Origin of the sequence: Nissabacter archeti, from assembly GCF_018257325.1 — a bacterium.
GTDB lineage: Bacteria > Pseudomonadota > Gammaproteobacteria > Enterobacterales > Enterobacteriaceae > Chimaeribacter > Chimaeribacter arupi.
This window is the reverse complement of the sequence record NZ_JAERKB010000005.1, coordinates 129,050-151,774: the sequence shown is the minus strand read 5'-3', so window position 1 is coordinate 151,774 and position 22,725 is coordinate 129,050. Positions and strand designations below refer to the sequence as shown.

Here is a 22,725-nt window from a genome sequence, read left to right as displayed (position 1 = left end):
TCAGTCAGCAAGCTCCAGAATGCGCGCCGTCAGCTGGGCGAAACTCAGGCCATGCTGACGGGCGGCCATCGGCACCAGGCTGTGGCTGGTCATCCCCGGCGATGTATTCACCTCCAGCAGGCAGAAACCACCGTCACTGTCCTGCATGATGTCCACCCGGCCCCAGCCGCGGCAATCCAGCGCGCGGTAAGCGCGCAACGCCAGGGCCGCCAGATACGCCTCATCAGCCTCACTGACGCCGCTTGGGCAGAAATACTGTGTCTCATCTGACAGGTATTTCGCCTCATAATCGTAAAATACGCCGGCCGGCTGGATACGGATGGACGGCAGAACCTCGTCCCCCAGAATCGCCACCGTGAACTCCGGCCCGCTCAGCCACTTCTCCACCAGCACGTCATCGTCATGGCGGAACGCCTCTTCCAGCGCCGGCTGCAACTGCTCAATGCTGTCTACTTTGCTCATCCCGACGCTGGAGCCTTCGCGGCTCGGCTTCACAATCAACGGGAAGCCCAGCGCTGCCAGGGTCGTGGCATCTTCGCCCAGCTCACCGGATGCAAACTGCGTACGGTTCAGCGCCACAAACGGCGCGACCGGCAGGCCCATCGCCTGCCAGATGCGTTTGGTACGCAGCTTGTCCATCGTCAGGGCAGAGGCCATGACGCCGCTGCCGGTATAAGGCAGGCCAAGGTGCTCCAGCACCCCCTGCAACGTTCCGTCTTCCCCGCCGCGGCCATGCAGCGCGATAAACACCTTAGTAAAGCCCAGCGCTTTCAGCTCAGTGACCGGCGTCTCTTTTGGGTCAACCGCGTAAGCCTCAATGCCTGATTCACGCAGGCCGGCCAGTACCGCCTGCCCGGACTGCAACGACACTTCGCGTTCGGCGGACGTCCCGCCCAGTAATACCGCGACTTTATCAGCCATGCTGCTCTTCACCTTTTCTTACGGGCTGAAACTTCTGCTCAGCCAATTTACGGGCAACCTTGCCAACATTACCGGCGCCCTGAACCAGAACCAGGTCATCATTCTCCAGGATCTGGGCCAGATTTTCCGGCACGGTGTCCACATCGGAAACCAAAATAGGATCAATCTTACCGCGCCCGCGGATAGTCCGGCAGAGTGAGCGGCTGTCGGCACCCGGAATCGGCGCTTCACCTGCGGCATACACATCCAGCATCAGCAGCACATCCACCTGCGACAGCACATTGGCAAAATCGTCATACAGGTCACGGGTGCGGGTATAGCGGTGCGGCTGGAAAATCATCACCAGCCGTTTGTCCGGCCAGCCGGCGCGCGCGGCTTTGATGGTCGCATCCACTTCTGTCGGGTGGTGGCCGTAATCATCCACCAGCATCGCAGCACCCGTTTTGCTGTTCACCGGGGCCAGCGGGAACTCACCGAGGAAATCAAAACGGCGGCCGGTGCCCTGGAAGCCGGCCAGCGCGCTGAGGATCGCCGCATCGGCAATGCCTTCTTCGGTAGCAACCGCCACCGCCGCCGCCGCATTCAGCGCGTTATGGCGGCCCGGCGCATTCAGCGTGACGGTCATCAACGTCTTATCCTGGCGGCTCAGCGTAAAGTGCCCCTGAGCGCCCTGCTGGTGATAGCTTTCAATACGGACATCCGCATCTTCGCTGAAACCATACGTGGTGATATGGCGGCCGACGCGCGGCAGCAACTCACGCACTACCGGGTCATCAATACACATCACGGCACGGCCATAGAACGGCAGGTTGTGCAGGAAGTTGATAAACGTCTGTTTCAGGTTTTCAAAGTCGCCCTGATAGGTATCCATGTGATCCGCTTCGATGTTGGTCACAATCGCCACCATCGGTTGCAGATGCAGGAACGAGGCGTCACTTTCATCCGCCTCGGCAATCAGGTAACGGCTGGTGCCCAGCCGCGCGTGGGTGCCGGCCGCTTTCACCAGCCCACCGTTCACAAAGGTCGGATCCAGCCCGGCCTCGGCATAAATACTGCTGACCATTGCCGTCGTCGTGGTTTTGCCGTGCGTACCGGCCACCGCAATGCCGTGGCGGAAACGCATCAGCTCTGCCAGCATCTCCGCGCGGCGGATCACCGGGATACGCGCGTCACGTGCGGCCACAATTTCCGGGTTGTCCTGGCTGATGGCCGAAGACACCACCACCACGCTGGCATCCAGCACGTTTTCTGCACGATGGTGGTAGTAAATTTGTGCGCCCAGTGCCGTCAGATGTTGCGTCACCGGGTTTGGCGCCAGATCAGACCCGCTGATCTGGTAGCCTTCATTAGCCAACACTTCGGCGATACCCCCCATGCCGGCGCCACCGATGCCGACAAAGTGGATGTGCCGGACGCGATGCATCTCGGGCACGAAGGTTCTCAGTTTCGCCAATTGTTGTGTATTCACGTTATTCTTCACTTTTCATCGTTACTGATTGACGACCGCGCGCGGCGCAGATCGTTCATAGTCAATGTGCGCAACCGCACATACCTCGGCGGCCACCCGTTCGGTGGCATCCGGAATGGCTGCCGCCCTGGCGCGTTGCGCCATCTCAGCCAACACCGGGCGGTTCCATTGTGTCAGCAACCCGCACACCGCCTCAGCGGTGAAATCCGGCTGCTCAAGAATTTTTGCGGCCCCGGCCTGCTCCAGCGGCAGGGCATTCCAGTACTGCTGGCGATCTTTATGCTGGAACGGCACGAAAATCGCGGGCAGCCCGGCGGCGGCAATTTCGCTCACGGTGAGGGCGCCGGAGCGGCAGACCACCACATCCGCCCAGGCGTAGGCCGCGGCCATATCATCGATAAACTCGGTGATCTTGTGCTGGGCCTGGCCGACGTGCTGATACGCCTGCGTCACCTCATCCAGCGCGCCTTTGCCGACCTGGTGCCACAGGGTGATGCGGTCACCCAATGAGGCTGCCACGGCAGGCATCGTCTGGTTCAGAATGCGTGCGCCCTGGCTGCCGCCGACCACCAGCACGCGCACCGGACCTTCACGCCCCGCCAGACGCACACCGGGTAACGGCAGGGCCAGCACATCGGTACGCACCGGGTTGCCGACCACGTCAGCCTGCGGAAACGCACCGGGAAACGCCTGCAATACTTTTTTGGCAATCTTCGACAGCCAGCGGTTCGTCAGCCCGGCAATGCCGTTCTGCTCATGCAGTACCACCGGCACACCGTTCAGCCAGGCGGCCAGCCCGCCGGGGCCGGAGACATAACCGCCCATGCCCAGCACCACGTCCGGCTGGTAAGCGCGCATAATGGCTCTGGCCTGACGCACGGCGCGCCAAATGCGCACCGGGGCCATCAGCTGAGCTTTCAGCCCTTTGCCGCGCAGCCCCGAAATGCGGATGAAGTCGATCTCGATACCGTGTTTCGGCACCAGATCGGCCTCCATCCGGTCGGCAGTTCCCAGCCAGCGTACCTGCCAGCCCTGCGCCATCAGATGATGGGCCACGGCGAGGCCGGGGAACACATGCCCGCCTGTGCCGCCTGCCATCACCAGTAAACGCTTGGTCTTGCCACTCATCATTAACCCCTTACAAACGCCTGCGCTTTCGTCATCCGCGTTTCAAAATCGATCCGCAGCAACAGAACGATTGCCGTGGACATAATCAACAAGCTGGAACCGCCGTAACTGATCAGCGGCAGCGTCAGGCCTTTGGTCGGCAGCATACCGGCCGCCGCGCCCACATTAACCAGCGCCTGGAAGCTGAACCATACGCCGATGGAGCACGCCAGGAAGCCGGAAAAACGCTGGTCAATCTCCAATGCCTTGCGCCCGATGGACATCGCGCGAAAAGCGACGAAGAATACCATTAACAAGGCCAAAACCACACCGAAATACCCCAGCTCCTCACCGAGAATAGAGAAAATAAAGTCGGTGTGTGCTTCTGGTAAATATTCCAGTTTTTGTACAGAGTTACCGAGCCCCTGCCCCCAGAATTCACCACGGCCGAATGCCATCAGTGACTGGGTCAGCTGGTAGCCGCTGCCGAACGGATCGGCCCACGGGTTCCAGAACGAGGTTACGCGGCGCATACGGTAGGGTTCTGCAATAATCAGCAGCACCACCGCAAAGGCCCCTGACCCGATAATCGCCAGGAATTGCCACATTTTTGCGCCGGCCAGGAACAGCATCGCCAGGGTGGTGATAAACAGCACCACCACCGTACCGAGGTCTGGCTGAGCCAGCAGCAGCACGGCCAGAATCACCATCACGCCCATCGGTTTGCAGAAGCCCCAGAAGTTACTGCGCACTTCTTCTACTTTGCGCACCAGATAGCTGGCGAGGTAACAGAACAGCGACAACTTGGAGAACTCGGCCGGCTGAATACGCAGCGGGCCGAGGGCGATCCAGCGGGACGCACCGTTTACCGAGCTGCCGACTACCAGTACGATCAGCAACATCACCAGCGACACCAGCAGCATCACGTTGCTGTAACGCTGCCAGACGGCCATCGGCACCCGCAGCGTCACTAGGGACAACACAAAGGCCAGCCCGAGGTAAAGCGCGTCACGCTTGGCAAACAGGAACGGGTCGTCTGCCAGCCGCTGACCAATCGGCATCGAGGCGGAGGTCACCATCACAAAGCCGATAATCGCCAGGCCGAACGTGAGCCACAGCAGCGTGCGGTCATACAGCACCATGCTGGTGTTGTCGCTTTCGCGCGCGCCCATCACCCAGTCATTGAGTTTGCCAAACAAATTGCCGGAAACACGGCCGGCCAGCATCAGCCCTGGGATTTTCATCAGCCCAGCTCCTTAGCCAGCCGGGCGAATTCGTCACCGCGCTGCTCAAAGTTACGGAATTGGTCCAGGCTGGCGCAGGCCGGGGAGAGCAACACCATATCGCCGGGTTGCAGTGCCGGGGCCAGGGCGCGCATCGCCTCTTCCAGGGTGCCGGTCAGCAGCGACACCTCAGGGCGTAACTGCGCCAGCGCCTCGCCGTCACGGCCGAAGCAGTAAATGCGGATGGCGTCCCGTTGCAGGTAAGGCGTCAGCGGGGAAAAATCCGCTGATTTGCCGTCCCCGCCCAACAGCAGGTGCAGCGTGCCGTCAACCTGTAAGCCTTTCAGCGCTGCTTCGGTGCTGCCGACGTTGGTGGCTTTGGAGTCATTGATCCAGCGCACGCCGTTATGCTGATGCACCAGCTGGAAGCGGTGTGCCAGGCCACCAAAGGTCGTCAGCGCCTTCAGGCTGGAGGCGCGCGGCAAGCCCACGGCATCGGCCAGCGCCAGTGCCGCCAGGGCATTGGTGTAATTATGCTGACCGGTCAACGCCATCTCGTTGGTATTCAGGACTTTCTCGCCACGGACCCGCAGCCAGATTTCGCCCATCTGGCGGTTGAGGTGGTAATCCCCCACATCCGCCCCAAAACTCACGCAGCGCGTATCCGCCCCGCGCACCGGCATCGTCAGGGCGTCATCGGCATTGACCACGCACACCGCCGCGTTTTCATAAATGCGCAGTTTGGCCGCGCGGTACTGCTGAAGGCCGAACGGATAGCGATCCATATGATCATCCGTCACGTTCAGAATGGTGGCCGCCGCGGCTTTCAGGCTGGAGGTGGTTTCCAGCTGGAAGCTGGAGAGTTCCAGCACATAGAGCTGGCAGGGCGTGCTGAGCAAGGAGAGCACCGGCAAACCGATATTGCCGCCTACGCCCACCTGCCAACCGGCGGCTTTCGCCATTTCACCCACCAGCGTGGTGACGGTACTTTTGCCGTTTGAGCCGGTGATGGCGACGATCGGCGCCTGTGCCTCGCGGCAGAAGAGTTCGACGTCACCCACAATCTCGACACCGGCGTCTGCCGCGGCGCTCAGGGCCGGGTGCGCCAGCGCCATGCCGGGGCTGGCGACAATCAGATCCGCCGCCAGCAGCCACGCCTCATTCAACGAGCCGACATGGCATTCCACACCGGCCGGTAATTTATCGCGCCCCGGCGGATTGACACGGGTATCCATGACGCGCGGCGTAACGCCCCGTGCCATGAAGAAATCAACACAAGAGAGGCCGGTCAGCCCCAACCCGATGATGACAACCTGCTTACCCTGATAGTCAATCATGATTACCGCACCTTCAGCGTCGCCAGGCCAATCAGCACCAGCATCAGCGAAATAATCCAGAAGCGCACAATCACGCGCGGTTCCGGCCAGCCTTTCAATTCATAGTGGTGGTGAATCGGCGCCATCCGGAAGATGCGCTGGCCGCGCAGCTTGAAAGAACCGACCTGCAGGATAACGGACAGGGTTTCCACCACGAATACCCCACCCATAATCACCAGCAGGAACTCCTGACGCAGCAGCACGGCGATGGTGCCGAGCGCGCCGCCCAGCGCCAGTGAGCCGACGTCACCCATAAAGACCTGCGCCGGGTAGGTGTTAAACCACAGGAAACCCAGCCCCGCGCCGACAATCGCCGTACAGACAATCACCAGTTCACCGGCATGGCGCAGATAAGGAATATGCAGGTAACCGGCAAAATTCATGTTCCCGGTCGCCCAGGAGACCAGCGCCAGCCCGGCCGCGACAAACACAGTCGGCATAATCGCGAGGCCGTCAAGGCCATCGGTCAGGTTGACAGCGTTGCTGGTGCCGACAATCACAAAGTACGACAGCAGAATATAAAGCAGGCCCAGCTGCGGCATGATGTCTTTAAAGAACGGCACCACCAGCTGCGTCGCCGGGGTATCTTTGCCGATGGCATACAGCGCAAACGCCACCACCAGCGCAATCACCGACTGCCAGAAATATTTCCAGCGGGCAATCAGCCCTTTGGTGTTTTTGCGCACCACTTTGCGGTAGTCATCCACAAAGCCCACAATGCCGTAACCCACCAGCACAAACAGCACGCACCAGACATAGGGGTTAGAAGGATAGGCCCACATCAGCACCGAAATGGTGATAGAGGTGAGGATCATAATCCCGCCCATTGTCGGGGTGCCGCGTTTGCTGAAATGCGACTCCGGGCCGTCATTACGCACGACCTGGCCAATCTGCAGCTTTTGCAGATAGGCGATCAGGCGCGGGCCCATCCACAGAGAGATAAACAGCGCAGTAAGCAGGCTGACAATGGCGCGGAACGTCAGGTAAGAAAAGACGTTGAAGCCGGAATAATACTTGACCAGATGCTCGGCCAGCCAAACTAACATGTTGCATTCTCCTGTAACGCGCGTACTACCTGCTCCATTGCGGCACTACGTGAACCTTTAACCAAAACGGTAATTACCGCATGTTCAGACAGTAAGCTCGTTAACCGGGCTGCCACTGCTGTCTTATCCTGAAGATGTTCGCCACAGCCGCTGGCCTCACTCACCAGCCGGCTCTCGCGCCCAACGCTCAATACTTTATCAATCCCGGCGGCTTTCGCGGCCTCGCCCACCTGACGGTGGCACGCCTCGCTCTCTGCGCCGAGTTCCGCCATATCGCCCACGACCATCACGCGGTAGCCCGGCATTTCTGCCAGCACCTGCGCTGCGGCCGTCATCGAGCCAACGTTGGCGTTGTAGCTGTCATCAAGCAGCAACCTGCCCTGCCCCAGCGTAATCGGGAACAAACGCCCCGGTACCGCCTGAAGCTGTGACAGCCCGCGGCGCACGGCCTCTAATGAGGCACCGACGGACATCGCCATCGCGGTGGCCGCCAGCGCATTCGCCACGTTATGACGCCCCGGCAGAGGTAAGCGAACACTTACTTCACCAAACGGCGAATGCAGGGTAAACGCCGTGCCCTGCTGGTCTATCACGATGTCACTGGCGAAAAAGTCCACGCCTGCGGCAGCCTGCGGCGCAAAACGCCAGACCGTTTTGCCGGCCAGCTTCGCCTGCCAGTGCGGCCAGTCATGGCTGTCCGCATTCAGGATCGCCACGCCCTGGGGCGGCAGCCCGTCAAAAATTTCACCTTTGGCCTGCGCCACGCCCGCCAATGAGCCGAAGCCCTCCAGGTGCGCGGCAGCGAGGTTATTCACCAGCGCGGTTTCCGGCTGCACCAGCGCGGTGGTGTAGGCAATTTCACCGATATGGTTTGCGCCCATCTCCACCACGGCAAAATCATGCTGCGGCTCAAGGCGTAACAGCGTCAGCGGCACGCCGATGTCATTGTTAAAATTACCCTGGGTAAACAGCACATTGCCGCATTCACGCAGAATGGTGGCAGTCATCTCTTTCACAGAGGTTTTCCCGGAGGAACCGGTCAGCGCCACCACGCGCGCCGGCACCTGCCGGCGAACCCAGGCCCCTAACTGGCCGAGCGCAATGCGGGTATCCGCCACGCAGAGTTGCGGCACATCGGCGTCTACCCGGCGGCTGACCAGCAGCGCGGCCGCACCGGCAGCCACGGCATTGTCAGCAAACGTATGGGCGTCAAAATTTTCGCCTTTCAGCGCCACAAACAGGCTGCCGACGCTCAGCTTACGCGTATCGGTGGCCACGGCGTCAATCAGGACATCCTCGCCAATCAGCTCGGCGTCCAGCACCTCTGCCAGGGTGTGCAGGGAGACTGCGATCATGCCATCACCCCCAGCAGCCGCGCGACCGTCAGACGGTCGGAATAGTCAAGGCGGCGGTTGCCCACCAGTTGGTAATCCTCATGCCCTTTACCGGCAATCAGCACCAGATCGTCTGGTTTCGCCTGCATAATCGTGTTGGTCACTGCCTCAGCACGGCCATGAATGGCCTGCGCCCGCCCGGCGTCCAGCATGCCGCGCAGGATGTCTGCGACAATCGCCTGAGGTTCTTCACTGCGCGGGTTGTCGTCCGTTACCACGACGCGATCGGCATACTGTTCGGCAATGCCGCCCATCAGCGGACGTTTGCCTTTGTCGCGATCGCCGCCGCAGCCAAACACGCACCAGAGTTTGCCGGTGCAGTGCAGGCGCGCCGCCGCCAGGGCTTTTTCCAGGGCGTCCGGTGTGTGGGCATAATCCACCACGACAGTGGGTTTGCCCGGTGCGCTGAAGACTTCCATCCGGCCACTGACCGGCTGAAGCTGCGGTGCAGCGTCCAGCAGGGCCGCCAGCGGGTAACCCAGTGCCAGCAAGGTCGCCAGCGCCATCAGTAAGTTGCTGACGTTGAACGCGCCGATCAGCCGCGCTTCCAGTACGCCATTGCCCCAGCTGGAGCTAAACTCCACCCGGACGCCGTTATCGTGGTACTGCACGGCATGGGCGGTGAGCGAATGACCGCCCCACCCTGCCGGCACCTTGCCGTCGACAGAGACCGCTACCGCATCCGGCAGTTGTTGCAACCAGCGCAGGCCGACCTCATCGTCAGCATTGATAATTTTTTGCCCCACCTGATGGGTGGAGAACAGCAGCCATTTCGCCGCCTCATAGGCGGCCATATCACCGTGGTAATCCAGGTGATCGCGGCTCAGGTTGGTAAACAGCGCGGCGGCAAACGGCAACGCCGCAACCCGGTGCTGCACCAGACCGTGCGAGGAGACTTCCATCGCGGCGAAGGTCGCTCCTTTTTCCGTCAGTTGGTGCAGCGCCTGCTGCACATCCACGGCGGAGCCGGTGGTATTTTCTGCCGGAACCACCTGGCCCAGCAGGCCGTTACCGATGGTGCCCATGACCGCGCTGGTATCGCCCAGCGCCTGGCTCCACTGCGCCAGCAACTGGCTGGTGGTGGTTTTCCCGTTGGTGCCGGTAACGCCAACCAGGCGCAGTTTTTCGCCCGGTTGCTGATAGAAGCGGCCTGCCAGCGCGGAAAGCTGCTGGTGCAGGCCGTGGATAGCGATAACCGGTACGCCATGCAGGATGGTCAGCGTGCCGTGCTCAGCCGGGCTGTCTGCATCGGCCACGACGGCAGCCACACCCTGGGCAATGGCTTGCGGGATATAGCGGCGCCCATCTGCCTGATGGCCTTTAATCGCCACAAACAGATCCCCGGCAGCCGCCACGCGGCTGTCCAGTGTCATTTCCCGCAGCGCGCACTCAGGGGCATCGGACACCCAAGGAGCGAGTAAGTCGCGCAAATTACGATCGGCCACCTGAACCCTCATTTTTGTTATTTACCAAATCATTTTTCTCGCCGGTTGGCGGGGTCGTCAACGCATCCGGCTCCACATTCATGGTGCGCAGCACGCCGCCCATGATGGCACCGAATACCGGTGCCGAGACCGCACCGCCGTAGTATTTACCGGCTTGTGGATCATTAATGACCACCACCAGCGCAAAGCGCGGGTTACTGGCCGGAGCAACACCGGCGGTATAGGCGATATATTTATTCACGTACCTGCCGTCCGGGCCGACTTTCTTCGCCGTACCGGTCTTGATGGCGATGCGGTAACCCTTGATGGCGGCTTTGGTGCCGCCGCCGCCCGGCAGGGCGACGCTTTCCATCATGTGCACAACCGTGCGCACCAGTTGTTCCGGGAAGACGCGCTCCCCGGAGACCGGCGGGTCAACCTTGGTGATCGACAGCGGGCGGTAAATGCCCAGGCTGCCGATGGTGGCGTAAACACGTGCTAACTGTAACGGCGTTACCATCAGCCCGTAGCCGAATGAGAAGGTGGCCCTCTCTATGTCAGACCACCGTTGTTTATGGGGATATAAGCCACTGCTCTCTCCGACCAACCCCAAATTGGTCGCTTTTCCCAACCCGAAGCGCGAGTAAGTTTCTACCAGCGCCGAGGAGGGCATCGCTAACGCCAGCTTTGACACACCGACGTTACTCGATTTTTGCAGAACCCCGGTCAGGGTCAGCTCGTTATAGCGCGCCACGTCTTTGATCTCGTGGCCATTTACCCGGTAGGGCAACGTATTGAGCACGGTGTTTTCACGCACCACGCCATGTTGCAGCGCCGTCATCACCACCATCGGTTTGACGGTGGAACCCGGCTCAAAGATGTCCGTGATGGCGCGGTTACGCATCGCTTCCTGCGGGGTGCCGCTCAAATTGTTCGGGTTATAGGACGGGCTGTTGGCCATCGCCAGCACTTCGCCGGTGTTCACATCCACCAGTACCGCGGTGCCTGACTCCGCTTTGTTGAACGCCACGGCGTTGTTCAGCTCACGGTAGACCAGCGCCTGTAACCGCTCATCAATGCTGAGCGCCAGGTTATGTGCCGCCTGGCTGTCTACGGAGGAGATGTCTTCAATCACCCGGCCGTAGCGGTCTTTACGCACCGTACGTTCGCCCGGCTGGCCGGTCAGCCAGCGGTTGAAGCTGCTTTCCACGCCCTCAATGCCTTTGCCGTCAATGTTGGTCACGCCGATTACATGCGCCGTCACCTGGCCGGCCGGATAGTAGCGGCGTGACTCCTGACGCAGAAAAATCCCCGGCAGTTTCAGTTTATGGATGTACTCGCCGATAGCCGGGTTCACCTGGCGTGCCAGGTAAACAAAGCGCCCTTTCGGGTTGGCGTTGATGCGGGCGGAGAGCTGGTCGAGCGGGATGGAGAGCGCATCGGAGAGCGCTTTCCAGCGGGTATCCAGCGTAATGCCGCCATGCTCGTTCAGCTCTTTCGGATCGGCCCAGATGGCGTTGACCGGCACACTCACCGCCAGCGGCCGCCCGGCCCGGTCACTGATCATGCCGCGTGAGGTCGGGATTTGCTGCACCCGCAGCGAACGCATATCCCCTTCCCTCACCAGCCGGTCAGGGTTAATCACCTGCAGATACGCCACCCGCAACATCAGCCCTACCAGCGCCAGCAAAATGCAGCCACACAGCAACGCAAAACGCCAGCTGACAAAGCTGGCTTGATCTTCCTGGCGTTTTAACTTCACTCCACGTGTGGCTTTGGCTTTCATGCGCGACTTATCGGCTCCGGTAATTATTGTTTAACCACGATATTTTCCTGTGCAGGATCGACATGCTGCATCTGCAGCTTCTGCGTGGCGATCTGCTCAACCCGGCTGTGATCGCCCAGGGCATTCTCTTCCAGAATCAGGTTGCGCCATTCGATATCCAGCGCGTCCCGTTCCAGGACCAGTTGTTCACGTTCTGCTGTTAACAGGCGGGTACGGTGAGCGGTGGTCACCACCAGAATGGCGGAGACCAGCACGGCGATCAGTAAGATCACCGGGATTTTGCCGTGGCGCAGCAGATCACCGCCGATAACGCCGACCAGGCCATGCCGCTCAGTGCCGATCACGCGCCGGTCCTCTCAGCAAAGCGCAGCACGGAACTGCGCGCGCGCGGGTTCTCGGCCACTTCCGGTTCTGACGGCATCATTTTGCCGACCACTTTCAGCGACCGGCCGCCCAGCTCACTTAACTGCTGTTCGGTCATCGGCAGCCCGGCCGGCACTTGCGGGCCACGGCTGTGCTGGCGCATAAAGCGCTTCACGATGCGATCCTCCAGGGAGTGGAAGCTGATGACGGAAAGGCGGCCGCCGGGGGCCAGCACCTCCAGCGCGCCGTCGAGCGCACGCTCAATCTCTTCCAGCTCGCTGTTGATATAGATGCGGATAGCCTGGAAGCTGCGGGTCGCCGGGTGCTTGTGTTTGTCACGGATGGGCGTGGCGGCGGCAATCAGCTCAGCCAGCTCTTTGGTACGTGTCATCGGAAGTTCACGGTTACGCTCCACAATGGCACGGGCAATACGTTTGGCAAAACGCTCCTCGCCAAAGGTTTTGAGCACCCAGGCGATGTCCTCGGCCTCGGCCTTCTGCAGCCATTCCGCAGCCGACAGGCCACGGGACGGGTCCATGCGCATGTCCAGCGGGCCATCACGCATAAAGGAGAAACCGCGCTCCGGGTCGTCCAGTTGAGGGGAAGAGACGCCAAGGTCGAGCAAAATACCGTCGATCTTCCCTTCCAGGCCGCGTTCGCGCACATAGTGCGACAACTCGGAAAACGGGCCGTGTACGATAGTGAACCGGGGATCGGTGATAGACTGGGCAGCCTGGATGGCCTGAGGGTCACGGTCAATCGCCAGCAGTTGCCCGTCCGGCCCGAGCTGGGACAGAATCAGGCGAGAGTGGCCGCCGCGACCAAAAGTACCGTCGATGTAAATGCCGTCGCCGCGGATGTTCAGGCCGTTAACGGCCTCATCAAGCAACACGGTCTTATGCTTATAATTTTCCAACATGCTTATAATGACAAATCCTGTAACCGGTCAGACAAGGGCTCCTGACTCGATTGCTCAGCGTCAATATCTTCCTTAACTTGTTGATACCAGGTCTGTTCATCCCACAGCTCAAACTTGTTGAGCTGCCCGACCAGCATCACTTCTTTGGTGAGCCCGGCGTGCTGGCGCAGCGTACCGGCAATCAGCAACCGCCCGGCGTTATCCATCTGACACTCACTGGCATGGCCCAGAAGCAGGCGCTGTACGCGGCGCTCGGCGGGGTTCATGCTCGACAGACGGGACAATTTTCGTTCTATGACTTCCCATTCCGGGAGGGGATAAAGCAGTAAGCAGGGCTGGTGAAGGTCAATGGTACAAACCAGTTGGCCTTGGGAACCCTCGGTCAGCATTTCCCGGTATCGGGTTGGTACGGCGAGCCGCCCTTTACTGTCGAGGTTAACGAGCGTCGCCCCTCGGAACATGGCTGAATTACCCCTTGATAACCATTTTCACCACTTTCCCCCACAAATTCCCACCCAAAAGAGTTTACGGAGGGTATGAAAACCTTGTCAAGCCAGCGCGGAGGCGGTTTCGCAATATTTCTGAGGGGTTAGCAGAGCGGAATTCACTGCCCTGCTAAACTTTCGTCGCGTTATAAATAATAACGTTATGATTAGCTGAGGAAAATTTTCTAATCACTGCCGGATAGATTAAAAAAAAAGCAAATTGAACAATAAATAGCTTCTTATATTCTTCTGTTATCAATATCCCATTTTTAACAGGCTTTTGACGGTGCCTCACTGCCGGGCAACGCCGCGCAGGGGCCGGGGTTGAAAGCCGCAGGCTGCACCAGCCCGGTGTTTACATAATGATTAACCTGCTGAACATAAAGGAGATTGATTAAAGGCCAGGTAATTTTCGGCATTTATTTCTCTTTTCTTTTATTAAACTGCTGCCGGGCGCAGCAAATAAGCGAAGCCTGTTATTAGATGACAGCATGTTATATAACAGCCGTTATTATTAAGATTCATCTTAATTGGCCGCCGACAACGTTGAATTAAATTCTTACATAAATTATTTCGATTCCTTTCGCTTTTTCCCTGCCGCCCTTTATTGCACGTAAAAATGTGTAAAGAATGCAAATGCGCGGCCGATAAAGGTCGGAATAATTGCGGTGCAACCTTGTTGCACCGGCATTTTATTTACGGTTTAACGCGCCGCGGCGATAAAGATTACGGCGGATGCGGGTCAGCCCCGGTTTAGGTTTCAGCGGCTCATCCAGGCTGGCCAGCACCAGCTCCAGTACCCGTTCGGCCACGTCCCGGTGGCGTTGAGCCACGGCCAGCACCGGGCATTGCAGGAAGTCGAGTAACTCATTGTCGCCGAAGGTCGCGATAATCAGATCGGTCGGCAAATGGCCCTGTTGCGCCAGTGCCACATCCATCACCCCCTGCAACAGCGGAAAAGAGGTGGTAAACAACGCCTGCGGCATCGGGTTGCTTTTCAACCATTTACGGAACAGCTCACCGGCGGCAGCGCGCTCAAAACTGTTGGCATAGAGATAGCTGATAGGCCGCGTATCCCCTTCCCACGCCTCACGGAACCCCTGCTCCCGCAGGAAACTCACTGACAGCTCCGGCAGCGCGCCCAGGTAAAGGATGGATTCCGCCGGGAAGCTGCGCAGCTCGTTGGCCAGCATCCGCGCATCCTCCTGATCGGCCCCGACCACACTGACGAAGTTTTCACGGTCCAGCGCCCGGTCCAGGGCAATAATCGGGAAGGGATCATTTGCCCAGCGTTGGTAGAACGGGTGCTCAGGCGGCAGCGACGTCGAGACGATAATCGCATCGACCTGGCGCTGCAACAGATGCTCCACACAGCGCATTTCGTTATCCGGCTGGTCTTCCGAACAGGCGATCAACAACTGGTAGCCGCGCTGGCGGGCCTGGCGTTCCAGGTAGTTGGCGATACGGGTATAGCTGGTATTTTCCAGATCGGGGATAACCAGCCCGATGGAGCGCGTCCGGCCGGCACGCAACCCGGCCGCCACGGCATTAGGGTGGTAGTTATGCTGTCTGACGACCGTCATGACTTTCTCAACGGTTTTATCGCTGACACGGTACTGCTTCGCTTTGCCATTAATGACGTAACTGGCCGTAGTACGCGAAACACCGGCTAACCGCGCGATTTCATCCAGTTTCACGACGTCCTCTCATTGCTTAAAGTGATATTCCGCCGGTTCCATGCAGGGTACAGGAACGGCGCACAGCCAATATTTCCCGGCTGATTATCGTTATAAGCAGGTGAATCAGGCAGCCGGGATAAATAACCTGTATTTATCTAACCCCAATCGCCTGAGTGGAGCAAGGTGTTTTGCCGAAAGGTATCAGCGGGCCCGCAAAAAAAGGGCCGGACATATTCTGCCCGGCCCTTCCGGCTAATTAAGCCTGTTGTTTTACGTGGTTAGCGCATGATTTTATCGCCGCGCGACACCCCGACCACGCCGGAGCGGGCCACTTCCATGATCTCAGCCACATCGCGCACCGCGCTCAAAAATGCATCAAGCTTATCGCTGGTTCCGGCCAGCTGAACGGTGTAAAGCGTGGCCGTCACATCCACGATCTGGCCGCGGAAAATATCCGCACAGCGCTTCACCTCTTCACGCCCGTAGCCGCTGGCCTGCACTTTCACCAGCATGATCTCGCGCTCGACGTGCGCGCCCTGCGCCAGTTCGGTGACGCGCAGCACGTCCACCAGCTTATGCAGCTGCTTTTCGATCTGCTCAATCACCTTCTCGTCCCCCACCGTCTGGATAGTCATGCGGGAGAGCGTCGGGTCATCGGTCGGGGCGACCGTCAGGCTTTCGATATTGTAGCCACGCTGGGAGAACAGGCCGACCACGCGGGACAGTGCGCCCGATTCGTTTTCCAGTAATACCGATAAAATCCGGCGCATGATCAGGTCCTCTCCGTTTTGCTTAACCACATTTCATCCATCCCGCCACCGCGAATCTGCATCGGGTAGACGTGCTCCGTCTCATCCGTGGTGATGTCCACAAACACCAGGCGGGTCTTCAGGGCCAGCGCTTCCGCCAGCTTGCTCTCCAGTTCTTCCGGCGTGCGGATGGCGATCCCGACGTGGCCGTAGGCTTCCGCCAGTTTCACGAAGTCCGGCAGCGACTCCATATAGGACTGGGAGTGGCGGCCGGAGTAGATCATATCCTGCCACTGCTTCACCATGCCCAGATAGCGGTTGTTCAGGTTGACCACCACCACCGGCAGGCCATATTGCAGCGCGGTCGACAGCTCCTGGATGTTCATCTGGATGCTGCCGTCACCGGTCACGCAGACCACGGTCTCTTCCGGCAGCGCCAGTTTCACCCCGAGGGCCGCCGGCAGGCCAAAGCCCATGGTGCCGAGGCCACCGGAGTTAATCCAGCGGCGCGGTTTGTCATATTTATAGTAAAGCGCGGCGAACATCTGGTGCTGGCCGACATCGGAGGTGACATAGGCGTCGCCGTTGGTCAGGCGGTAGAGCGTTTCGATCACCGCCTGCGGCTTGATGGTCTTGCCGCCTTTCTCATAGGCCAGGCACTGCCGGGCGCGCCACTGTTCAATCTCCTGCCACCAGCTTTGCAGCGCGGCGCCGTCCTGCTCCCCACTCCCCTGCGCCAGCAGTTCCAGCATCTGGGTCAGCACCTGGCGCGCATCGCCGACAATCGGGATATCGGCGTTAACGGTCTTGGAAATCGACGTCGGGTCGATGTCGATGTGCAGCACGGTGGCATTTGGGCAGTACTTCATCAGATTGTTGGTGGTGCGGTCATCAAAGCGTGCGCCGACAGCAAAAATCAGGTCAGTGTGGTGCATCACCATATTGGCCTCAAAGGTGCCGTGCATCCCGAGCATCCCCAGGCTCTGGCGGTGCGAGCCGGGGAACGCGCCCAGCCCCATCAGCGAACTGGTCACCGGCAGGTTCAGGCTTTCCGCCAGTTGCAGCAGTTCCGCCTCACAGGCCGCGGTGATCGCCCCGCCGCCCACATACAGCACCGGTTTTTTCGCCGCCAGCAGCGTTTGCAACCCACGTTTGATCTGCCCGCGGTGCCCCTGCACTGTCGGGTTGTAGGAGCGCATGGCGATCTGCTCCGGGTAGGTGTACGGCAGTTTTACCGCCGGGCTCACCACATCTTTCGGCAGGTCGATCACCACCGGGCCGGGGCGGCCGGTGGATGCCAGATAAAACGCTTTTTTCAGGATGGTGGGAATATCTTCGGCGCGCTTCACCAGGAAGCTGTGTTTGACCACCGGGCGGGAGATCCCCACCATGTCGCATTCCTGGAAGGCGTCATAGCCGATGAGGGAGCTGGGAACCTGCCCGGAGAGCACCACCATCGGGATGGAATCCATGTAGGCGGTGGCGATGCCGGTAATGGCATTGGTCGCGCCGGGGCCGGAGGTGACCAGCACCACGCCGACTTCGCCGGTCGCGCGGGCGTACCCGTCCGCCATATGCACTGCGCCCTGTTCGTGGCGCACCAGAATGTGATCAATCCCGCCTACGGTATGCAACGCATCGTAGATATCAAGCACCGCCCCGCCGGGGTAACCAAACACATGCTTGACGCCCTGATCGATTAACGACCGGACAACCATCTCGGCTCCTGACAACATCTCCATGACTCGCCTCCAGGCTTCTGTTTTCATTACTGAATGGGGAGACTCCTTCCCCGCCATTCTGTGGATATCGGGCGTGGCCCAGTTATTATTATTGTTCGGATATAACGGATTACCTTAACGTCAGAATTTGGGCCAGGCAAACAGCAAAAAAGCCCGGCGAAGGCCGCTGAATTAATCCCGCCCTGCCAATGTGTGCGGAAAAGAGATTATTCACTGGAGAACCGGCATTACGCTCAGAAAATATAGTGCAGCGGGGAATAAACACAGAAGTAAATGATGCAGCAAAATAACGCCCGGCCGGTGCGCAGTGATGCGGCCCTGAAAAAGGGCAACCTGCACCGGGAAATGCGCAGCGGCCGCACAGCCGGGGCTGCCGTCATTTTCTGGCTGCGTTATTTTGGTGAAACCGGGGAAAGGCACCCGGCAGAAAGGGGATTTTTTGCGGACTGCGTCACAGGATAATCGTTTGCTCAGTGCGGCACGCCCAGCATCAATGGTGCGCGGCCGAGGGGGACCGCCAATGCAGCGGGCCGGCGGGTATTTCCCTGACCGGCCCGCCATAAAAGGCGTTATAACGAGGATTTAGACTGGTTCAACAGGTTGCGCAACCATTGGTGGGCACGATCTTTATCTGCGGCCTTATGCCAGCTCAGATAACATTTCATGGTGTTTTCCATCCAGGTAATCGGCAGCAAGGTAATGTTCAGCATCTGCATATATTCAGAGGCCAGCCAGCGCGGCGCGAGCGTAATCATCTCCGTTTGTGAGACAATATTCATGGCGCTGCTTAAATCATTGGCCTGATAAACAATCGCCCGGCGCGCTTCGGCGGTCGAATAAAATTCTGAGCTGAAAGAACCGGGCCGGGAGAAATCCACCACCGCATGGTGCTCTTTTAAATAATTTTCACGGTTGCTCAGCGTTTTAATATTCGGATGGGCAGAAGAACAGACCAGCACCACTTCATCCTTGAACAGCACATCACTGCAAAACATCTCGCTTTCAAACGTTTTATAACTGATAAAAAATTCCACGTCCTGATAACGCAGCTGATGCTCAATATTCTCATCAAAGCAGGAGGTCAGCCGTAATTGCACATTGGGCGCATGTTCAGCCACCACATTATAAATTTTAGGTGCCAGGCGGATATCCAGCGGGCTGCTGATCGAGAGCGAAATAAGGCGATCGCTGGTGGCCGGTTCAAAGCCGGCCCCCGGCAGCTCATTGAGCACCAGTTGCAGCGCCTGGCGTACCGGGCCGAACAGCTGGCGGGCGCGCACCGTGGGCTGAATGCCGCGGCCATAACGCACAAACAACTCATCATTAAACATCATTTTCAGCCGCGCCACGGCATTACTGACCGCCGGCTGAGACATCCCCAGGCTCTCTGCCGCACGGGTAATATTCTGCGCCTGCATCACGGCGTCAAATACCGTCAGTAAATTTAAATCAAAATCACGCAACTGAACTTCTTCAACTTCTTTTTCAATTTCATGTTCAATGTCTTGTTCCAACGTTAAAACAGTATCAGACATGGTTGACTCCATTAGGCCGGCAGACAGAAAAATAACTCAAAGGGATTTCCGTCCAGGGCAGGATCTTATTTAGTAGCCTCCACGCCGCCGGCTGTTATCAATACCACGGGGGAGAAGTCATCACGAAAAACAGGCGCGTGCTTGAGGGATAACCCATGGCTCCCGTCACTGCGCAGTATTTATAATTAACTGTCAGTTAACAGTGGCCACCAACTATCATGCCTGTTTATTTGTTGGGCTAATATGAACACATGCTCTTATGACAGACAACATGAGCAAAATAGAATAATAAATTCATTATCAATAAACTGTTTACTAACATCATGATATATCAATTATTTCTTTAAACCCTCCTCAATCCTCTCATCACAAATAACAATAGATAACAGGGAACGATAAATCTGTGTTAAAACCAGAAACCAAAACCCACGCCATGATAAAAATCAAATAAACCTGGTTTGCCCGCTTTCGGCAAATCATTTGCGGGATCTCTGACCGGCAACATATTCCGTCAGTAACGGTTTCAAGGGCAGTGTTTTATCCTGTGGCGGTGCGCCGGGCGCCGGAATGCTATTTCAGGAGGCAGGGTTGACAAGGCCATCCTGATAACGTATCAAATTAGGCAACGACTTTTTTACAAGATAACGGGACGCTGACACATCATGTTTATTATCACCCGCCTAACCAGCCTACTACTTCACGCATCTTATTTGCGCGGTATGGCGGTGGCCGGGATCCCAAACTGATTCAGCCCTCTCCCAGATGAAAACCCGCGCCATTGCGCGGGTTTTTTTTTACTCGCTGGGCGCGAAACGAGACAACTAAAAGGATTAACCCCATGAGCCAACAAGTGATTATTTTCGATACCACCCTGCGCGACGGTGAACAAGCCTTGCAAGCCAGCCTGAGCGTGAACGAAAAACTGCAGGTTGCGCTGGCACTGGAAAGAATGGGTGTTGATGTCATGGAAGTCGGCTTTCCTGTCTCCTCCCCCGGCGATTTTGAATCCGTGCAGACCATCGCCCGCCAGATCAAAAACAGCCGCGTCTGCGGGCTGGCGCGCTGTGTAGACCATGACATCGATGTCGCCGCCGAAGCACTGCGGGTGGCGGAAGCCTTCCGCATCCACGTGTTCCTGGCCACCTCCACGCTGCACATTGAATCCAAGCTGAAACGCACCTTTGATGATGTGATGGAGATGGCTGTCCGCTCGGTGAAGCGCGCCCGCAACTACACCAGCGACGTCGAATTCTCCTGTGAAGATGCCGGCCGCACGCCGATTGATAACCTGTGCCGGATTGTGGAAGCCGCTATCACCGCCGGGGCCACCACCATCAACATCCCGGACACCGTGGGCTACACCACGCCGCACCAGTTCAGCGGCATTATCTCCACCCTGTACAACCGCGTGCCGAACATTGATAAAGCGATCATCTCCGTACACTGCCATGACGACCTGGGCATGGCGGTCGGCAACTCCATCGCCGCCGTGCAGGCGGGGGCGCGCCAGGTTGAGGGCACGCTGAACGGTATCGGCGAGCGCGCCGGTAACACCGCGCTGGAAGAAGTCATCATGGCGATCAAAACCCGTGAAGACATCCTGAACGTGCACACCAACATCAACCATAAAGAGATCTACCGCACCAGCCAGATCGTCAGCCAGATCACCAACATGCCGATTCCGGGCAACAAAGCGATTGTCGGTTCCAACGCCTTCGCCCACTCCTCCGGCATCCACCAGGACGGCGTGCTGAAAAACCGCCAGAACTACGAAATCATGACGCCGGAATCCATCGGCCTGAACCAGGTGCAGCTGAACCTGACCTCCCGCTCCGGCCGCGCCGCGGTAAAACACCGTATGGAAGAGATGGGCTATAAGGAGAGCGACTTTAACCTGGACGCCCTCTACAGCGCCTTCCTGAAACTGGCTGACAAAAAAGGCCAGGTGTTTGATTACGACCTGGAAGCGCTGGTGTTTATCAACAAACAGCAGGAGGAGCCGGAGTTCTACCGTCTGGACAACTTCAACGTGCAGTCCGGTTCCAGCATCACCGCCACCGCCACCGTCAACCTGGGCTGCGGCGACGACGTGCAGACCGAAGCGGCGACCGGCAACGGCCCGGTGGACGCCGTCTACCAGGCGATCAACCGCATCACCGGCTACCAGATTGAACTGGTGAAATACCAGCTGACCGCCAAAGGCCACGGCCGCGACGCGCTGGGCCAGGTCGATATCGTGGTTTCCTTCGAGGGCCGCCGCTTCCACGGCGTGGGCCTGGCCACCGACATCGTCGAGTCCTCCGCCAAAGCGATGGTGCACGTGCTGAACTGCATCTGGCGCAGCAAGCAGGTAGAAAAAGAGAAACAGCGCCTGCAAACCACTTCACAACAAAATAATCAGGAAACGGTGTGAACATGAGCAAAACCCACCACATTGCCGTCTTACCCGGTGACGGCATCGGCCCGGAAGTGATGGCCCAGGCGTACAAAGTGATCGACGCAGTGCGTCAGCGTTTTAATCTCGCGATCACCACCCGCGAATATGATGTCGGCGGCGCGGCCATCGACAAACACGGCAGCCCGCTGCCGGCCGACACCGTGGCCGGGTGTGAGCAGGCAGACGCGATTCTGTTCGGCTCAGTGGGCGGCCCGAAATGGGAAAACCTGCCGCCGGACCAGCAACCGGAACGCGGCGCGCTGTTGCCGCTGCGCAAACACTTCAAACTGTTCAGCAACCTGCGTCCGGCGCGCCTTTACACCGGGCTGGAAGCCTTCTGCCCGTTGCGTGCCGACATCGCCGCGCGTGGCTTTGACATCCTGTGTGTGCGTGAGCTGACCGGCGGCATTTACTTCGGCCAGCCGAAAGGGCGTGAAGGCCAGGGGCCGCAGGAGAAAGCATTCGATACCGAGGTCTACCACCGTTTTGAGATTGAACGCATCGCGCGCATCGCGTTTGAATCGGCCCGCAAGCGCCGCAGCAAAGTCACCTCGATCGACAAAGCCAACGTGCTGCAAAGCTCGATCCTGTGGCGTGAGGTGGTTAACGGGGTCGCGAAGGATTACCCGGATGTGGCGCTGAGCCATATGTACATCGACAACGCCACCATGCAGCTGATTAAAGATCCCTCACAGTTTGATGTGCTGCTCTGCTCTAACTTATTTGGTGACATCCTCTCCGACGAGTGCGCGATGATCACCGGCTCAATGGGGATGCTGCCGTCTGCCAGCCTGAATGAAGCGGGCTTTGGGCTGTACGAGCCGGCGGGCGGTTCCGCGCCGGACATCGCCGGCAAAGGCATCGCCAACCCGATTGCCCAGATCCTCTCCCTGACGCTGTTGCTGCGTTACAGCCTGGGTGCGGATGACGCGGCCGACGCCATTGAGCGCGCCGTCAATCAGGCGTTGGAACAGGGTTTCCGTACCGCCGACCTGGCCGGAAACGGCAACGCCATTTCTACCGGTGACATGGGCGACATCATCGCCCGCTTTGTGAAAGAAGGGGCATAAC

General features: G+C 58.8%; 18 protein-coding genes. 2 read left to right on the top strand and 16 right to left on the bottom strand.

Features of this window, described 5'->3' with window-relative positions:
* The 16 genes from JK232_RS08265 to leuO form a co-directional block, all read right to left on the bottom strand.
* Positions 1-921: a D-alanine--D-alanine ligase gene (locus tag JK232_RS08265; RefSeq protein ID WP_212589054.1), complete on the bottom strand. Its 921-nt coding sequence runs from the start codon at positions 919-921 to the stop codon at positions 1-3.
* On the bottom strand, positions 914-2,389 hold the full coding sequence (gene murC, locus JK232_RS08260) for a UDP-N-acetylmuramate--L-alanine ligase (protein ID WP_072929087.1): 1,476 nt from the start codon (positions 2,387-2,389) through the stop codon (positions 914-916). Before murC ends, JK232_RS08265 begins: the two co-directional genes overlap by 8 nt.
* A 21-nt stretch (positions 2,390-2,410) precedes the next feature.
* Complete coding sequence (murG, locus tag JK232_RS08255) at positions 2,411-3,517, bottom strand: undecaprenyldiphospho-muramoylpentapeptide beta-N-acetylglucosaminyltransferase (RefSeq protein ID WP_072928837.1); 1,107 nt, start codon at positions 3,515-3,517, stop codon at positions 2,411-2,413.
* A gap of 2 nt (positions 3,518-3,519) precedes the next feature.
* Complete coding sequence (ftsW, locus tag JK232_RS08250; protein ID WP_072928835.1) at positions 3,520-4,740, bottom strand: cell division protein FtsW; 1,221 nt, start codon at positions 4,738-4,740, stop codon at positions 3,520-3,522.
* Entirely contained in the window at positions 4,740-6,056 is a 1,317-nt protein-coding gene (murD, locus tag JK232_RS08245; protein ID WP_212589053.1) for a UDP-N-acetylmuramoyl-L-alanine--D-glutamate ligase, read from the bottom strand. Before murD ends, ftsW begins: the two co-directional genes overlap by 1 nt.
* 2 nt (positions 6,057-6,058) lie before the next feature.
* Positions 6,059-7,141 (bottom strand): phospho-N-acetylmuramoyl-pentapeptide-transferase, encoded by a 1,083-nt coding sequence (gene mraY / locus JK232_RS08240; protein WP_072928831.1) that lies wholly within the window; start codon positions 7,139-7,141, stop codon positions 6,059-6,061.
* The gene (gene murF, locus JK232_RS08235) at positions 7,135-8,496 is read right to left on the bottom strand and encodes a UDP-N-acetylmuramoyl-tripeptide--D-alanyl-D-alanine ligase (protein WP_212589052.1); all 1,362 of its coding nucleotides are present in this window, start codon (positions 8,494-8,496) and stop codon (positions 7,135-7,137) included. Before murF ends, mraY begins: the two co-directional genes overlap by 7 nt.
* A complete protein-coding gene (gene murE, locus JK232_RS08230) occupies positions 8,493-9,980 on the bottom strand; it encodes a UDP-N-acetylmuramoyl-L-alanyl-D-glutamate--2,6-diaminopimelate ligase (protein ID WP_101827974.1) in 1,488 nt (495 codons plus the stop codon). Before murE ends, murF begins: the two co-directional genes overlap by 4 nt.
* Complete coding sequence (locus tag JK232_RS08225; RefSeq protein WP_072928824.1) at positions 9,967-11,745, bottom strand: peptidoglycan glycosyltransferase FtsI; 1,779 nt, start codon at positions 11,743-11,745, stop codon at positions 9,967-9,969. Before JK232_RS08225 ends, murE begins: the two co-directional genes overlap by 14 nt.
* Before the next feature lie 23 nt (positions 11,746-11,768).
* Positions 11,769-12,089 carry a cell division protein FtsL gene (ftsL, locus tag JK232_RS08220; protein ID WP_072928822.1) on the bottom strand — a complete coding sequence of 107 codons (321 nt, stop codon included), beginning with the start codon at positions 12,087-12,089 and terminating at the stop codon, positions 11,769-11,771.
* The gene (gene rsmH / locus JK232_RS08215) at positions 12,086-13,027 is read right to left on the bottom strand and encodes a 16S rRNA (cytosine(1402)-N(4))-methyltransferase RsmH (protein ID WP_072928820.1); all 942 of its coding nucleotides are present in this window, start codon (positions 13,025-13,027) and stop codon (positions 12,086-12,088) included. The genes ftsL and rsmH overlap by 4 nt, the downstream gene beginning before the upstream one ends.
* Positions 13,028-13,029: 2 nt before the next feature.
* A complete protein-coding gene (gene mraZ / locus JK232_RS08210; protein ID WP_072928818.1) occupies positions 13,030-13,488 on the bottom strand; it encodes a division/cell wall cluster transcriptional repressor MraZ in 459 nt (152 codons plus the stop codon).
* 716 nt (positions 13,489-14,204) lie between these two features.
* Positions 14,205-15,209, bottom strand: a complete 1,005-nt coding sequence (gene cra / locus JK232_RS08205) for a catabolite repressor/activator (protein ID WP_212589051.1) — start codon at positions 15,207-15,209, stop codon at positions 14,205-14,207.
* A 260-nt stretch (positions 15,210-15,469) separates the two neighbouring features.
* A complete protein-coding gene (gene ilvN, locus JK232_RS08200; protein ID WP_165698431.1) occupies positions 15,470-15,961 on the bottom strand; it encodes an acetolactate synthase small subunit in 492 nt (163 codons plus the stop codon).
* 2 nt (positions 15,962-15,963) lie between these two features.
* Positions 15,964-17,682, bottom strand: a complete 1,719-nt coding sequence (gene ilvI, locus JK232_RS08195; protein WP_072928814.1) for an acetolactate synthase 3 large subunit — start codon at positions 17,680-17,682, stop codon at positions 15,964-15,966.
* Between the two features lie 569 nt (positions 17,683-18,251).
* A complete protein-coding gene (gene leuO / locus JK232_RS08190; protein ID WP_101827976.1) occupies positions 18,252-19,217 on the bottom strand; it encodes a transcriptional regulator LeuO in 966 nt (321 codons plus the stop codon).
* An 838-nt stretch (positions 19,218-20,055) separates the two neighbouring features.
* Between leuO and leuA the strand changes: the two genes are divergently transcribed.
* Positions 20,056-21,630 carry a 2-isopropylmalate synthase gene (gene leuA / locus JK232_RS08185; protein WP_101827977.1) on the top strand — a complete coding sequence of 525 codons (1,575 nt, stop codon included), beginning with the start codon at positions 20,056-20,058 and terminating at the stop codon, positions 21,628-21,630.
* 2 nt (positions 21,631-21,632) lie between these two features.
* Positions 21,633-22,724: a 3-isopropylmalate dehydrogenase gene (gene leuB, locus JK232_RS08180; protein ID WP_072928804.1), complete on the top strand. Its 1,092-nt coding sequence runs from the start codon at positions 21,633-21,635 to the stop codon at positions 22,722-22,724.
* The last annotated feature ends 1 nt before the right edge of the window (position 22,725 follow it).